Source organism: Vibrio sp. D173a (assembly GCF_030248475.1).
On sequence record NZ_JAHGAH010000163.1, the window covers coordinates 1 to 13,497 of the forward strand.

Below are 13,497 nucleotides of genomic sequence, written 5' to 3' on the forward strand. Positions count from 1 at the left end.
GGTTTTGAATGGTTGTTTATGTGGTGGCGTTCCTTATAGCGAGATAAAGATACCCGCCAAACATGCACTCATTAGGTTCGCTAGCGTACCAGCCGCTACCGCTTTCAGACCCATGTTCGCTACGTCTTTACGACGCTCAGGTGCCATTACACCAATAGAACCAAGTTGAATGGCAATAGAACCGATGTTCGCGAAACCACACAATGCAAACGTGATGATCACTTGCGTATGTTCAGTCAGCGTTGCTTTGTGTTGGACGAAATCGATGAATGCAACGAATTCGTTCATTACGATTTTCTGACCGATGTAAGAGCCTGCCGCTAATACTTCGTGACCCGGAACGCCGATTAACCAAGCGAGAGGGGCAAATAGGTAGCCAAAGATCGCTTGTAGCGTGATGCCCGCAAAGCCGAACATTTCGCCTAGGTTTTCCAGACCCGTGTTCACCATTGCAATCACACTCACGAACGCGATCAGCATTGTACCTACCGCAACCGCGACTTTCATACCGCCCATCGCACCACTTGCTAGCGCGTCGATCACGTTGCTCTCTTCAGACTTATCCAACTCGATGTTGTTGTAATCACTTGGCGTTTGACGCTCTGGCACGATGATTTTCGCCATCAAAAGGCTACCAGGAGCAGCCATGAAGCTCGCTGCGATTAGATACTTAAGCTCTACACCTAGACCTGCATAACCACCTAGAACACTACCCGCGACTGATGCCATACCACCTGCCATTACGGCGAACAGTTCTGAACGAGTCATGTTTTGCAAGAAAGGGCGGATAAGAAGTGGCGATTCGCCTTGAGAGAGGAAGATGTTACCTGTCGCAACAAGAGATTCAGCTTTGCTGGTACCCAAGAATTTTTGGATTGCACCACCGATAAATTGAATCACTTTTTGCATGATACCCAAGTAGTAAAGGGCAGAGATAAGAGCGCTGAAGAAGATGATGATAGGAAGAACGCGAACCGCGAAGATGAAGCCTGTAGAAGCAAGGTCACCGAAGAGGAATTTGATGCCTTCATCGGCAAAACTTAATAACCCTGCAACCCCATTACTCAAACTGGCTAGCGCCGCTTGTCCCCATGGGAAGTAAAGCACTAAGGCTGCAAAACCCATCTGAAGCAGCAATGCACGAGACACGGTTTTCCAATTGATTGAAGAACGGCTCTCTGACAGCAGGAACGCACAACCTAACAGTGCAACAATACCAAATAGACTAAATAGAACACTCATGAATCGGACCTACTGAACGTTGAAAAAGAAAGGAACGCCAAAAGCATTGGCAGAAGAAAGGGACAACGCATCGAGTGACAGCGCACTCGCAGATCCAGATTGGAGGAAGAACGGATAGTTCGACATCTTATTTTTACCTTATACAAGCAATTGAACGTAGCTGGTCCGGTCCGTGGGGTCATTCACTGCTGGAGAGTTCTCGACTCATCCCGCTCCATGTGACGGCTTGTATGGGTAAGGGTCCTGAACAACGAACCCTAATTCCCGCTTAAACGGGTCGCAAGTATAGCCATCAAAACGAGAGTTTCATCACATTTATTTACGCAAACGTTCAAGCGTTCATTATTTAAGCAAAGATGCCATTTTGTGGTCATACTTGTAGGGAAAATAGGGGTATTGAGAGGACAAGTAATGGTAAAACCGCCAAAAGCGAACAATAAATGTTCAGTTAAACACCAAAGACCAAAAATGAGCAATTTTACTCTCGCCAATCTATGGATTTTGGATATACAATTTGGAACGCTTCATTCAGAAGCCTCTGTGTATTCAGAGCATCATGATGCCGAGATGGTGAAATTGGTAGACACGCTAGCATGAGGTGCTAGTGCCTTAGGTGTGAGGGTTCGAGTCCCTCTCTCGGCACCATTCCTTTCTTTCAAAGAATTTAGAGTGTAATGCAAAGTTCTAAACAGGCAAAACAATCCGCTGACGCTAACCAACTACTTAGCGAGCTCGCGGTGCACGCCTTATTACACCTGCACTTCAAAATCCACGCATCATCGCGAATGCTTCCCCTTAAAGAACGTAACGATCTATTGCAAAAGTGGCTTAAGCCTAAGCTCAAAAGCAATCGCTACAAACTGATTAAAAAGCCATTAAAGTCTTTGACTCAACAAGCAAAAGGGGAAAATGGCAATTTAGAAGCTTTACTTGAACGTTGTGTAGGTGCCGATAAACCTGGTAACCCGCAGCCTCACCTTGATAGCTACCTGCTGCTGATCAACGAAGTCGAGAAAAAATTAGGCACGACGGTAATGCTATCTCGTCCTGAAGATGTCGACTTATCTCACGACCAACACGGTTGTTTGCTGTGTGTGCTGTCTGATAACTTAAACCAACACTTCGACGATAATAACGCCCTAATCGCACCTATTTCGATGCTTTTCCGTGGCCCTATGAGTCAACGCTCTCTGTTCCTAGGCAGTATATACGCGAGCAATACCTTCAATTACGAAGTGCTGTACCAAGACGAGCAATTTGTGCGAATAACGCTAGATTTGGCGTAATACGACACTCAAATAAATCAAAAAAAGCCGCGAAATTCGCGGCTTTTTGCTTAATTAACGTTTATCAATGTCATTAACGACCCACAGAATTATTAATCCAGTTCGCGGAAACGAGCTGTGAAGTGACGAAGTACTGGTGGTTCGTATTCAAACGTCAATCCTTTCAGTTCATGAGCACGATTCTTCAACTCGATGATCGCATCAGCGATGTAATCCATGTGATCGTTGGTGTACACACGACGTGGAATGGTCAAACGCATCAACTCAAGTTCTGAAGCTTTTTGTTCACCGGTTTCCGGATCGCGACCAAGCAACAGTGACCCAATCTCTACCGCTCGAATTCCCGCCTCTAAGTACAAAGCATTACACAACACTTGTGCAGGGAATTGCTCTGGTGGGATATGTGGCAGAATCTTAGCCGCATCAACAAAGACGGCATGACCACCTGTTGGGTATTGAATTGGAATGCCACCCTCGCGTAGACGCTCACCCAAGTATTGCACTTGGCTAATGCGGTAGTGAAGGTAATCTTCATCCGCACCTTCATACAATCCGCGAGCCAAGGCTTCCATATCACGACCTGCCATACCACCGTAAGTGACAAAGCCTTCCATCGGTACACATCGTGTTTGAACCGCTTGGAAAAGCTCTTGATGATCGCGAATACAACACATACCACCAATATTCACCATCGGATCTTTTTTCGCTGACATGGTGAGCATGTCACCGTATTGGTACATCTCGCGAATGATTTCGAGAATTGACTTGTTCTCGTAACCCGCTTCACGCAGCTTGATAAAGTAAGCGTTCTCGCAATAGCGAGCCGAATCGATCACCACAGGGATGTCGTACTTGGTTGCGATTTCGTACACGCTGCGCATGTTTTCCATCGACACAGGCTGACCACCAGAGCTGTTACACGTGACCGTTGTGATGATCGCACAGATGTTATGAGAACCATGTTCTTCAATGGTTGCCACCAACTTATTAAGGTCAAAGTTACCCTTCCAGTCGTATGGCGTGGAGGTATCAAACGCTTCTTCCGTCACTACGTTAATCGCTTTACCGCCATTGAGTTCAATGTGGCCCGCAGTGGTATCGAAGTGATAATTCGAGATAAATACGGGCGTTTCACCACCGCGAACCTGACGCATACGTTCAATCAAAGCAGGGAATAGGATTTGCTCCGCCCCGCGACCTTGGTGCGCAGGCACTGTGAGCTTGTAACCAAAGAAATGCTCTACCGCGTCACACAAGTTGTAATAGTTACGACTGCCTGCATAGGACTCATCGCCCATCATGATACCTGCCCACTGATTGTCACTCATAGCACCTGTACCAGAGTCAGTCAGTAGGTCGATGTAGACATCATCACTACGAAGAAGAAATGGGTTAAAGCCCGCTTGTTTAAGGGCAACTTCTCGGTCAGCCAAGGTCGTCATTTTGATTGGCTCAACCATTTTGATACGGAACGGTTCTGGGATACGTTTCATTGTTAATTTCCTTATACGCATGACCCTACGCATTTAAGCGTAAGATTAAAAACAAACTGACAAATTGCTTTTCAATGCGGGAGCATTGAGGAAATTAACGCGCAGAGATTTTACTAAGAAGAGACAAGCAGTAGTCTAGGTTGTACCAGAACGACAGCACCAAACGGCTATCGAGAATATCTTTAATTCTCATCGTCTTCGTCCTCCTGATAAAAAGAAAAGCCAGAAACCCCATGTCTCTGACCTTTTCAATATAGTGCAGTTTTCAATCAAATTTCAGTGAAGCTCACCTCATTTTACGAAGGTCTTGCCCTTTTCATTCTGCGTTTGATGTTGTTCTCTTTGACCATGTAGTCGAACAAAGGAGCAAACAAGTTGGCAAACAGAATCGCTAGCATAATGCCTTCCGGATAGGCTGGGTTGAGTACGCGGATAAATATCGTCATCACACCAATCAAGATACCGTAAGCCCACTTACCACCATTAGTAAACGCAGCGGATACTGGGTCTGTCGCCATAAAGAAGGTACCAAACGCAACACCACCGATCACGAAGTGCCAGTAGAACGGCATAGAGAACATGGGATTTGTATTCGATCCAATCGCATTAAGCAGTAGCGAAGTTACGGCTAAGCCAACAAAGACCCCTGCAACAATTCGCCACGAAGCGATCTTCATGAAGATCAGTACTAAACCTGTGAGCGCAATAAGTAAGGTAGAGACTTCCCCCATCGAACCGGGCAGATTGCCAACAAACGCATCCATCCATGAGATAGACTGCCCCGTCATGTTGTTCGTCAAGGCACTCTGACCACCTTCATACCATTGGCTCAGCGGTGTAGCGCCAGAGTAACCATCTGCCGCAACCCAAACAACACCGCCAGACATGTTGGCGGGATAAGCAAAGTACAAGAAGGCTCGCCCTGCTAGTGCCGGATTTAAGAAGTTTCGCCCCGTGCCACCGAAGATTTCTTTCGCTACCACAATACCAAAAGTGATACCTAACGCGGCTTGCCACAGTGGAATGGTTGGCGGCAGAATCAATGAGAACAGAATGGAGCTCACGAAGAAGCCTTCATTCACTTCATGTTTGCGGACGATGGCAAACAGAACTTCCCAAAAACCACCAACGATGAATACCGTCGCGTAGACAGGCAGAAAATAGGTCGCGCCAACAAGCATTTTGCTTGCCCAACCGGCTTGACTCGCGACTTCTACCGAACCCCAAACCCAGCTTAGCCCCCAAGAGGCATCAATGGCTTGCTGCGCTGCTGCTTGGTCAAGACCGTAGAGCAAAGCGTCGCTGGATTGCTGCCCTATGTTGTACATGCCCCAAAACATCGCGGGGAAAACGGCTAGCCACACCATAATCATGATCCGCTTTAGGTCTATGCTGTCTCGAACATGAGTAGCGCCGCAATTCACTTTACCCGGCGTGTAAAAAAGGGTTTCGACAGCTTCAAAAAGTGGGTAGAACTTTTGGTATTGGCCTCCCGGTTCAAACTTTGGTGAGACCTTCTCAAAATAATGCTTCAGACTCATAACGTCTCCTCCTTTAGAAATGTTACGAGTGCCACTCAAAAGCGATCTTTTTTTACTCTTTTCACTCTTCTGTTCCGTATCTACAAGTTCGTCCGTAATTCCCTGCAATTATGTAAACCGTGAAAGTCGTGCTTATACTCAATCAATAACAAAACAACGGAGTGAATTTATGAAGTTAAGGATGATGTGGACGACCATTGTGGCGATTACCGCGCTTCCATTCGCTAACAGCGCAACAGCAGTCGACAAACAAATTTCACCGGCTTTGAAAAAGAAAATGCAAGCGATATGCGGCGCACAAGGTGGCGTTCCAGGAGGGTGGCAAGTAGCGAAAGTCACCCCAGATGCTGAGCGCTCTCTCAGTATGATTTTGTATCAAATGAATGTCACGGATAAGCTAAAACAAATCAATGATGTGAGAACCCAAGTTGTAGGCGGTATACACTATGCGATGGAGTTTGAGCTTAAAGATGGGCAAGTTTGGAATGCGATTGTTTTGCACAGTGCCCGCGGCGATTACATGATCGAGAGACATGCCAAGAAAGGTGAACTTTGCCCTAAAGGTGGAGAGTCTTAACGGCTCTTCCAAATACAGCAAAGGCGACCGTTTAGTCGCCTTTGTTTTATGTCGAGATGACTTTCTTTACGAACTCGGCTTTTGCATCCGTATATTTTTCGATGGTTATTTCAGCTTGCTCCACCAAAGAAAACTTTAGAGTTAGATACTCGCTTCTAAGCTCAGCACTTCCATTTAGTCTATCTCGAAATTGAATCCAGTCTCGCCACAAATGTCCTTGATACTGAGTGATGTGCAGATAGTGTGTTTTGACTTGATAAGAATCATCGGTGAACTTCGCAAAGACAATCTCATCTTGCTTTTCCACTTTCAACCGCAGAAATCCAACACTTTTCAGTGCATCAATCAGTTTTGGAGAAACATGAGGAAAGTGCTCAATACCTAGCACCATATCGATAATAGGTTTGGCAGGCATATTCATAATGGCAGTACTGCCAATATGCTCGATTTGAGTTAGCGGTATCTCCGTCATTAACGCAAGTTCAAAGCGGCAACGCACAAACTCCTGTCGCCATGCAGGGTCATGTTTAACAACGTCGACTTTGTGATTGGCTAAACCTAATTTCATCCATCCCTCTCCTAATAAACCCAAATATCATAAGAAGGAAATTATCCAATCACCAAAGTAAAAGCCAAACTTCCAGCACACCCGACACTAATAACCTAACAAACAAAGTCATTATTTTTCTGGGGTACTTCTAGTTTGGCTTTTTACTGTTAAACCGCCTCGGTTTTTGCCTCTATCTTCTCATTCACTTTATCGCAAATGTACTCCCCAATCGGCATTGCAGATGTCGCTGCGGGAGAGGGTGCGTTGCAAACATGCAGGCTTCTTGCGCTCTCGGCAAACAAGAAGTCATGAACCAAAGTGCCATCAGATAACACCGCTTGCGCGCGAATACCCGCAGGATATGGTTTGAGATCTTCGACCTTGATGCTTGGGCAGTATTTGTTGACCAACTTGAGATAGCCCGGCTTCCACCACGAGTTCTTAAGCTCATTCAATCCGGTTTTTAGATGCTTTTGTGTCACCTTCCAGAAACCTGAAAAGCTGAGCATTTGCATGGTATCTTGCAGGCTAAAGTTGACCTTATCGTACCCTTCTCGCTTCCAGCCTTGTACCGCATTTGGACCAACGGTCACACTACCATCAATCATACGAGTGAGGTGAACACCCAAAAAAGGCAAATCAGGATCTGGGATTGGGTAAATAAGATGATTCACGACTTGGTCGTGCTTACTATCCAAACGGTAGTATTCGCCGCGATAAGGGATGATTTGGAAATCGGTTAGAATACCCATCATCTTAGTCATGCGATCCGCCATCAAGCCACTACAAGTAACCAAGAACTTGGTATTGAGCTGCATGGTTTGACCGTCTGAAATGCAGGTAAGTTGGACTTCTTCATCCTTCTCATCGGCAGCCACTACTTTGGTTCTCAGGCTGATTTGACCACCGAGCTTTTGGAACTCTTCCGCCATCTGCTCAGTGACCAAACGATAATCGACAATACTGGTGGTTTTGACATAAATCGCGCCCAAGCCTGTGATGTTTGGCTCAGCCAGCTTGAGTTGAACTTCATCGAGTAGCTTTACGTCGATGCCGTTGACATGGCAGCGCTCATAGAGGGCATTCATACGTTCGACTTCTTGCTCATTGGTAGCAACCAGTAACTTGCCACAGTTCTCCACCGGAATATCGTGCTCGGCGCAGAACGAAATGGTTCGCTCTACCCCTCGCTTACAAAAATCTGCCTTTAAGCTGCCCGGTGCGTAGTACACCCCGGCATGAATCACGCCGCTATTGTGTCCGGTTTGGTGCTTGGCAAAACCGGACTCTTTCTCAACCAATAAAATGGATTTGTCTGGATGACGTTGTTGAAGTTGCCATGCTGTCGACACACCAACGATACCGCCACCAACAATGATGTAGTCATAGGCTGATTTCATGCGACCTCTTATAAAACCGATAGTTGAGATTGTTGCAATTTGAACTTGTGACCACTGTAAATGAACACCGCGACAAATACCGCGCAGCTTGCCACACGAACCAACATTGGGATGTCGTGCCAAACCAGCAATGTACCCACCACAATCAACACAAGACGCAGCAGAATGTTTAGAGGACCTTCCAAGTAACCTTCAATCGCACCAATCAATGCATAGGTACCGATGATGGCAAAGAAGCCCACGGTAATCACTGACGTCACATCCCAACTTACCAAGCCTGTGTAGGCAATAAGTAGCGGCACAAGATACAAACCTTTGGCGATTTTCCACGCCATTAAACCGGTGCGCATTGGCGGTGTTTTTGCGATGGTTGCCGCAGCAAAAGCGGTCAAACACACTGGAGGGGTTACGTTGCTGTCTTGCGATAACCAGAAGATAATTAGGTGAGCAGCCAGCAGTGCTAAGCCTACCGCTTCCATACCCAGACTTTGCTCTAGTAGGGTTTCCATAAAGTCAGCGGGCACTAACGCCACCATTTCTTTTGCAGTTTCCAACGCCATTGGTGAATTAAGCAGTTCTAGCTTTTCTGGCGCCGCCAACATAAAGATCGCTTTTGCTTGCTCTGGCAATTGACCCGACACCATTAATTCAAGCAATTGGTTTTCCGCAATCAACTTGTACAGTGCAGGGGCAGATAGTGTACCCAAAACAATGTAAGCCGCCGTTACTGGTAACCCCATGCCCAATACCAGAGAGGCGAGCGCAATAAGAACGATCATAATGAACAAGTCGCCATTCGCCCAGCCGTCGATCATCAATGAGAACGTGTTACCGATGCCCGTGGTGCTGATCACGTTGACCACCAAACCAATACCCACAAGCAATACGGCGGTTGTCGCCATATTTTTCGCACCTTGTGAAAGCGCTTCGATGATCGCTTTTGGTCCCATTTTATGATCTTTTGAGAACCAAGAAGCCACCACGACAGAAATGATCGATAGACCCGCCGCGTAAGTTGGCGTAAAGCCTTGGACCAAAAGAGTAACCAATACAGCGAGCGGAATAAGGTTGTGCCAGCCGCTGACTACGACTTTGAGTAGAGATTCATCGCTGGTCGTGATCTTCTGAACGCCGCTGCGTTTAGCTTCGATACGCACAAAGAACGCCACAGACAAGAAGTAGATAAGAGCTGGAATGAAAGAAACCGCGATGATATCAACATAAGGAATTTGCGTGTAAGACGCCATGATGAAAGCACCCGCCCCCATCACTGGTGGCATCAACTGACCACCTGTCGATGCAGCTGCTTCAACGCCCGCAGCAAAGCGCGAAGGGAAACCCGCTTTTTGCATCAAAGGAATACTGATAACACCGGTTGAAACCGTATTTGCCACGCTAGAGCCAGATACGGAGCCCATCAAGCCCGAGCCAATTACTGCGATAAAACCGGGACCGCCGATGATTTTGCCAGCCGCCGCACGTGCCACATTGATGATGTAATCGCCGACGCCAGAGCGAACAAGAAACGCACCAAATAGAATGAACATGAATACAAAAGTCCAACTGATGCGTGAAATAGAACCGAACATGCCCTCTGAAGAATAGAAACTGCGGTAAAGCAAAGTTTCCATACTCAAACCCGGGAAGTGGAAAATACCGGTTGCCCACTTACCCCAAAGCACAACGTAGCTTAAACACACCACAATCAGCACTGGAATAAACCAGCCCATAGTACGTCGAATCAGTTCGATAACAATCAAGATGGCCAAGATGGCGAACACCCAATCGCTGGTCACGAACTTCACACCGCGTTCGTACAGCGCGTCTTCGGCATAAGGAATGTAGAGCAAGCACGCGACGGCCCCCATGGCAATCAACACATCGACGCCCAGTGCAATCTTACTCTGCTTGAGAGAGATATGGGCTGGGTACCAAAGCGCACAAATTACTGCAAAACCAGCAAAGTGAGTGGCAGAAATCCATAACTCCGGTAACGTCGATAAGGTATTAAACCAAATGTGCAAAACAGATAGCACCACGGCAAACACTGTAATTGTGGTCGTTACCCACGGAAAGTCTGTGCGCGTGGGCAGCTCAAACTTCTGCAATTCCTTCTCTATTGAGTCGCTCATCTTATACTCCAAGCTCTAGCGGCTTTTTTCGTTTTAAATCGTTTGTAGGGATTAGATGCCCCAAGCCAATGCTCGGGGCGAGCTGACGTTATTTCGCCATTAGGTCTGATGGGATTTCGATGCCCATTTCTTTGTAGTAACGCGCGGCACCTGGGTGAAGAGGTACTGGCAAGCCAGCAATTGCTTTTTCCATTGCCATTGCTTTTGTTGCTTTGTGGATGCCTTGTAGGAATGGCAAGTTCTCGTATATTGCTTTGGTTAGCTGGTATACGTCTTCTTCCGAAATATCTTCACGAACGGCCAAGAAGTTTGGTTGTGCGATAGTCGTGATCGGCTTGTCTAGACCTGGGTAGGTGTTGGCTGGGATCTCGTATTTCGTCCAAAGTTTGTAGTGGCCATTCGCCTCTTTGATTTGTTCGTCAGTAAACGAAAGAATCGAGATATCTTTACCTAGCGCAGCAAAAGCTTGAGTGACCGCCCCAACGGGGACTCCCGCTGGCGTGTTCATGCCGTCAATAGTGCCATTTTGAAGCGCACTCGCGCTACCACCGTAGCCCATGTAGGCTAGATTGAATTTATCTGGGTCGACATTCAGACCTTTCATGATTTGACGACCAGAATTCTCTGTACCAGAGTTTTTCTTACCGATGGAGAACTTCTTACCATCTAGGTTGTTTAGATCTGTCACCGTGCCCGTTTTTGCTAGGTCAGAGCGAACAATAAAGTGCTCAACATTTTGCCACAGCATAGAGACTGAACGCAGCTGCTCTTGGCGACCACTCTTCTCATAAGGGCCTTCGCCAGACCAAGCCCACGCACCGTATAAGCCCTGCAGAATCGCGAACTGGGCTTCGTTTTCGTTCAACAGTTTGACATTTTCACCAGATCCAGCAGAGCTAATAGCAGAAAGGGAGAAGTGATGTTTAGGTGCCAATTTCACTTTACTTAATGTCGCCAGTGCTACACCCACTGGGTAGTAAGTTCCGCCTGTCGATGCCGTTGCAAGAATGTAGCTACGCTCTTCCGCTACTGCATTAGCAGCAATACCAAAAGAAGTCACAGCGACAGCTAAAGCTTTTACCAGCTTATTCATTTTCATTATTACTCTCCGTGTAGTCGTTTCACGATTTTGATTTACAAGGCATTAAACCCTCATTAACAACAAATAGCCTAGAGCAATAGAAATGCCAACTTTTAAGTTGTTGTATTTATTGAGATAAAAATCAAGACCCCGTATAAATGAGCAAAATCATGCTGATTTGATAACAAAGCAATAAGCAAGATATTGCCTATTTCTGAGGATAAATTTGTGCAACTACACAGCAAAAGGTTAATGAAATGTGATCTGGAATGAAAAAATGCTCCGTTTGCCGATGAGCAATATTTTGCCGATGAGCTCTTGGGCTGAACCGGAGCTAAAGCGTCTTAACAATAAGAAGAAAAAGCGCATCATTCTAAACTGCTCACTTTATCGGCGGAGCTTTGCAGCCTAAATGACTACAAATAGCACAAAAATACAGCAAAACAAGCAATGTTACAGAAATGAAAAGTCATTTATTCTGATTTTGGATTTAAAACCAGTTCGATCCACCAGTTCGGAAACAAACATTGACCGTATCAACTTATTTTCTTCTTCGGGGTTGTGCCAATGGCCCCATGTTCGTTAGGGTAACAACACGCCAAGGCAAACGTATTCCTTGGTATTTTTTCGTCATTAAGGATCATCCATGTCAGCAACTGCGCAATCACAATTCGCTTTAAAACGCCCATCTGGCGTTACTGCTGCGATCCTCCTGCTCTCTCTGGAACTGATTCAGAGCTGACAGGCTATATCTAAACTTTCTGTCAGCTTGAGAAAAAGCTGACGGGAACACCACATACTCCTCCCATTCCTTTCAGTTTCTTCCAAGCGAAACATAAGAGGAATAACAATGTTAAGCGCACGCAATATCGCCGCTTTGGGCTTCATGACTTTCGCCATGTACTTAGGCGCGGGTAACCTGATCTTCCCTCCATTTTTGGGTTATCAAGCAGGTGAAAACTTTCTGAGCGGGATGTCTGGCTTCCTCTTGACGGGCGTAGGTCTGCCTGCAATGGCACTAGTAATGGTGGCTATCGTTAACGGTTCAGACAAACTAACCACTGCCCTACCTAAACCTTTGGCAACCAGTTTTTGGGTGATGGTGTTTATCGTGATTGGCCCTGCGTTTGTGATTCCACGCGCGATTACTGTGGCTTACCAATTTAGCTTTGCACCAATGTTTGGTGATGCCGCTTTGGTGCCTTTCACAATTGCTTTCTGTGTTATCACCATCTTGTTTGCGCTATACCCGGGCAAATTGGTCGACAACCTAGGTAAGATCTTAACTCCTGCTTTGATGGCTATCTTGGTGATCATGTCTGTGACCGCATTGGTTTACCCTGCTGGCGAACTAACCACAGCAACAGGTCCATACGTATCTGGCGCATTTGCTGAAGGCTTAACCCAAGGCTACATGACAATGGACGCGCTAGGCTCTATCGGTTTTGGTTGGATTATTTTCCGTGCGATTCGCAGCATGGGGGTAGATTGTCCGAAAGCCACCGCAAAATACACGCTAATCGCCGCTTTGATGTACGCGGTTGCGATGGCATTTGTTTACATCTCATTGGCTTACATTGGCTCGACGAGCTCATACTTAGGTTCTGAATTCAGTAACGGTGGCGATATCCTAACGGCGTTCACCTTCAACCACTTTGGTGCGTTTGGTTCACTATTGCTAGGTGCCGTAATGGTATTGGCTTGTTTGACTACTGCTATCGGCGTAACCACAGCAGGTAGTGAGTTTTACGACAACACTTTCAGCAAAGTGAACTACAAAGGCTGCGTTATTACGACCATGGTGTTGGCAGGTTTGATTGCTAACGTAGGTCTGGAGCAACTATTGGCTATCACATTGCCTGCAGTTGTGGTGCTTCACCCAGTGGCGATTGCATTGATGATCATGGCACCAGTGCGCAACAAGATGTCACAGTTCATGGTGGTAGCGACGGCGTTCACTGCTCTAGTGTTTGGTTGCGTTGATGCGCTGCACATCCTAGGTTACATGCCAGAAGCGGCAAACCAATGGTTAGACAGCAATATGCCGCTGTACCACTACTTTGCAAGTTGGATTGTTCCGACGATCGCTATGGTGGTTGTGGGCGTAGTATTTACCCGCAAGGCAAGCCAACAACAAGCCGAGTTGGTGAACCAAGCCTAGATTGGCAAGTACCTTAACAAATAAGTACCTCAAC

Annotated in this window: 10 protein-coding genes and 1 tRNA gene; 4 read left to right on the forward strand and 7 right to left on the reverse strand. The window is 46.5% G+C overall.

From position 1 onward, the window contains the following. Positions 1–33 precede the first annotated feature (33 nt). Positions 34–1,242 carry a NupC/NupG family nucleoside CNT transporter gene (locus KIV40_RS16715; protein ID WP_005432553.1) on the reverse strand — a complete coding sequence of 403 codons (1,209 nt, stop codon included), beginning with the start codon at positions 1,240–1,242 and terminating at the stop codon, positions 34–36. Positions 1,243–1,803: 561 nt separating this feature from the next. Between KIV40_RS16715 and KIV40_RS16720 the strand changes: the two genes are divergently transcribed. Both KIV40_RS16720 and KIV40_RS16725 read left to right on the forward strand, forming a co-directional pair. Further along, a tRNA-Leu gene (locus KIV40_RS16720) sits at positions 1,804–1,887 on the forward strand. A 29-nt stretch (positions 1,888–1,916) separates the two neighbouring features. Continuing rightward, on the forward strand, positions 1,917–2,528 hold the full coding sequence (locus tag KIV40_RS16725) for a DUF2913 family protein (RefSeq protein ID WP_005432556.1): 612 nt from the start codon (positions 1,917–1,919) through the stop codon (positions 2,526–2,528). A gap of 92 nt (positions 2,529–2,620) precedes the next feature. On the opposite strand, the gene KIV40_RS16730 is transcribed toward KIV40_RS16725, so the two are convergent. Then, on the reverse strand, positions 2,621–4,021 hold the full coding sequence (locus KIV40_RS16730) for a tryptophanase (RefSeq protein WP_285350310.1): 1,401 nt from the start codon (positions 4,019–4,021) through the stop codon (positions 2,621–2,623). Between the two features lie 296 nt (positions 4,022–4,317). After that, complete coding sequence (locus tag KIV40_RS16735; RefSeq protein WP_285350311.1) at positions 4,318–5,562, reverse strand: NADH:ubiquinone reductase (Na(+)-transporting) subunit B; 1,245 nt, start codon at positions 5,560–5,562, stop codon at positions 4,318–4,320. Positions 5,563–5,731: 169 nt separating this feature from the next. Between KIV40_RS16735 and KIV40_RS16740 the strand changes: the two genes are divergently transcribed. Then, positions 5,732–6,139, forward strand: coding sequence for a cystatin (locus KIV40_RS16740; RefSeq protein WP_285350313.1), 408 nt, complete (start codon positions 5,732–5,734; stop codon positions 6,137–6,139). Positions 6,140–6,185: 46 nt separating this feature from the next. Here KIV40_RS16740 and KIV40_RS16745 read toward each other — a convergent pair whose 3' ends face one another. The 4 genes from KIV40_RS16745 to KIV40_RS16760 form a co-directional block, all read right to left on the reverse strand. Continuing rightward, positions 6,186–6,707 carry a GrpB family protein gene (locus KIV40_RS16745; protein ID WP_285350315.1) on the reverse strand — a complete coding sequence of 174 codons (522 nt, stop codon included), beginning with the start codon at positions 6,705–6,707 and terminating at the stop codon, positions 6,186–6,188. A gap of 149 nt (positions 6,708–6,856) precedes the next feature. After that, positions 6,857–8,089 carry an L-2-hydroxyglutarate oxidase gene (gene lhgO, locus KIV40_RS16750; protein ID WP_285350317.1) on the reverse strand — a complete coding sequence of 411 codons (1,233 nt, stop codon included), beginning with the start codon at positions 8,087–8,089 and terminating at the stop codon, positions 6,857–6,859. 8 nt (positions 8,090–8,097) lie between these two features. Further along, complete coding sequence (locus tag KIV40_RS16755; RefSeq protein WP_285350318.1) at positions 8,098–10,221, reverse strand: TRAP transporter permease; 2,124 nt, start codon at positions 10,219–10,221, stop codon at positions 8,098–8,100. 88 nt (positions 10,222–10,309) lie between these two features. Next, entirely contained in the window at positions 10,310–11,320 is a 1,011-nt protein-coding gene (locus KIV40_RS16760; protein WP_285350319.1) for a TAXI family TRAP transporter solute-binding subunit, read from the reverse strand. A gap of 832 nt (positions 11,321–12,152) precedes the next feature. Between KIV40_RS16760 and brnQ the strand changes: the two genes are divergently transcribed. Beyond that, a complete protein-coding gene (brnQ, locus tag KIV40_RS16765; protein ID WP_285350320.1) occupies positions 12,153–13,463 on the forward strand; it encodes a branched-chain amino acid transport system II carrier protein in 1,311 nt (436 codons plus the stop codon). Positions 13,464–13,497: the final 34 nt, after the last annotated feature.

What these genes read in the sequence shown, in the direction of transcription:
- KIV40_RS16740 (WP_285350313.1), top strand. Translation starts at nt 5,732, where the DNA reads ATGAAGTTAAGGATGATGTGGACGACCATTGTGGCGATTACCGCGCTT.
- brnQ (WP_285350320.1), top strand. Translation starts at nt 12,153, where the DNA reads ATGTTAAGCGCACGCAATATCGCCGCTTTGGGCTTCATGACTTTCGCC.
- KIV40_RS16715 (WP_005432553.1), bottom strand. Translation starts at nt 1,242, where the DNA reads ATGAGTGTTCTATTTAGTCTATTTGGTATTGTTGCACTGTTAGGTTGT.
- KIV40_RS16725 (WP_005432556.1), top strand. Translation starts at nt 1,917, where the DNA reads ATGCAAAGTTCTAAACAGGCAAAACAATCCGCTGACGCTAACCAACTA.
- lhgO (WP_285350317.1), bottom strand. Translation starts at nt 8,089, where the DNA reads ATGAAATCAGCCTATGACTACATCATTGTTGGTGGCGGTATCGTTGGT.
- KIV40_RS16730 (WP_285350310.1), bottom strand. Translation starts at nt 4,021, where the DNA reads ATGAAACGTATCCCAGAACCGTTCCGTATCAAAATGGTTGAGCCAATC.
- KIV40_RS16735 (WP_285350311.1), bottom strand. Translation starts at nt 5,562, where the DNA reads ATGAGTCTGAAGCATTATTTTGAGAAGGTCTCACCAAAGTTTGAACCG.
- KIV40_RS16755 (WP_285350318.1), bottom strand. Translation starts at nt 10,221, where the DNA reads ATGAGCGACTCAATAGAGAAGGAATTGCAGAAGTTTGAGCTGCCCACG.
- KIV40_RS16760 (WP_285350319.1), bottom strand. Translation starts at nt 11,320, where the DNA reads ATGAAAATGAATAAGCTGGTAAAAGCTTTAGCTGTCGCTGTGACTTCT.
- KIV40_RS16745 (WP_285350315.1), bottom strand. Translation starts at nt 6,707, where the DNA reads ATGAAATTAGGTTTAGCCAATCACAAAGTCGACGTTGTTAAACATGAC.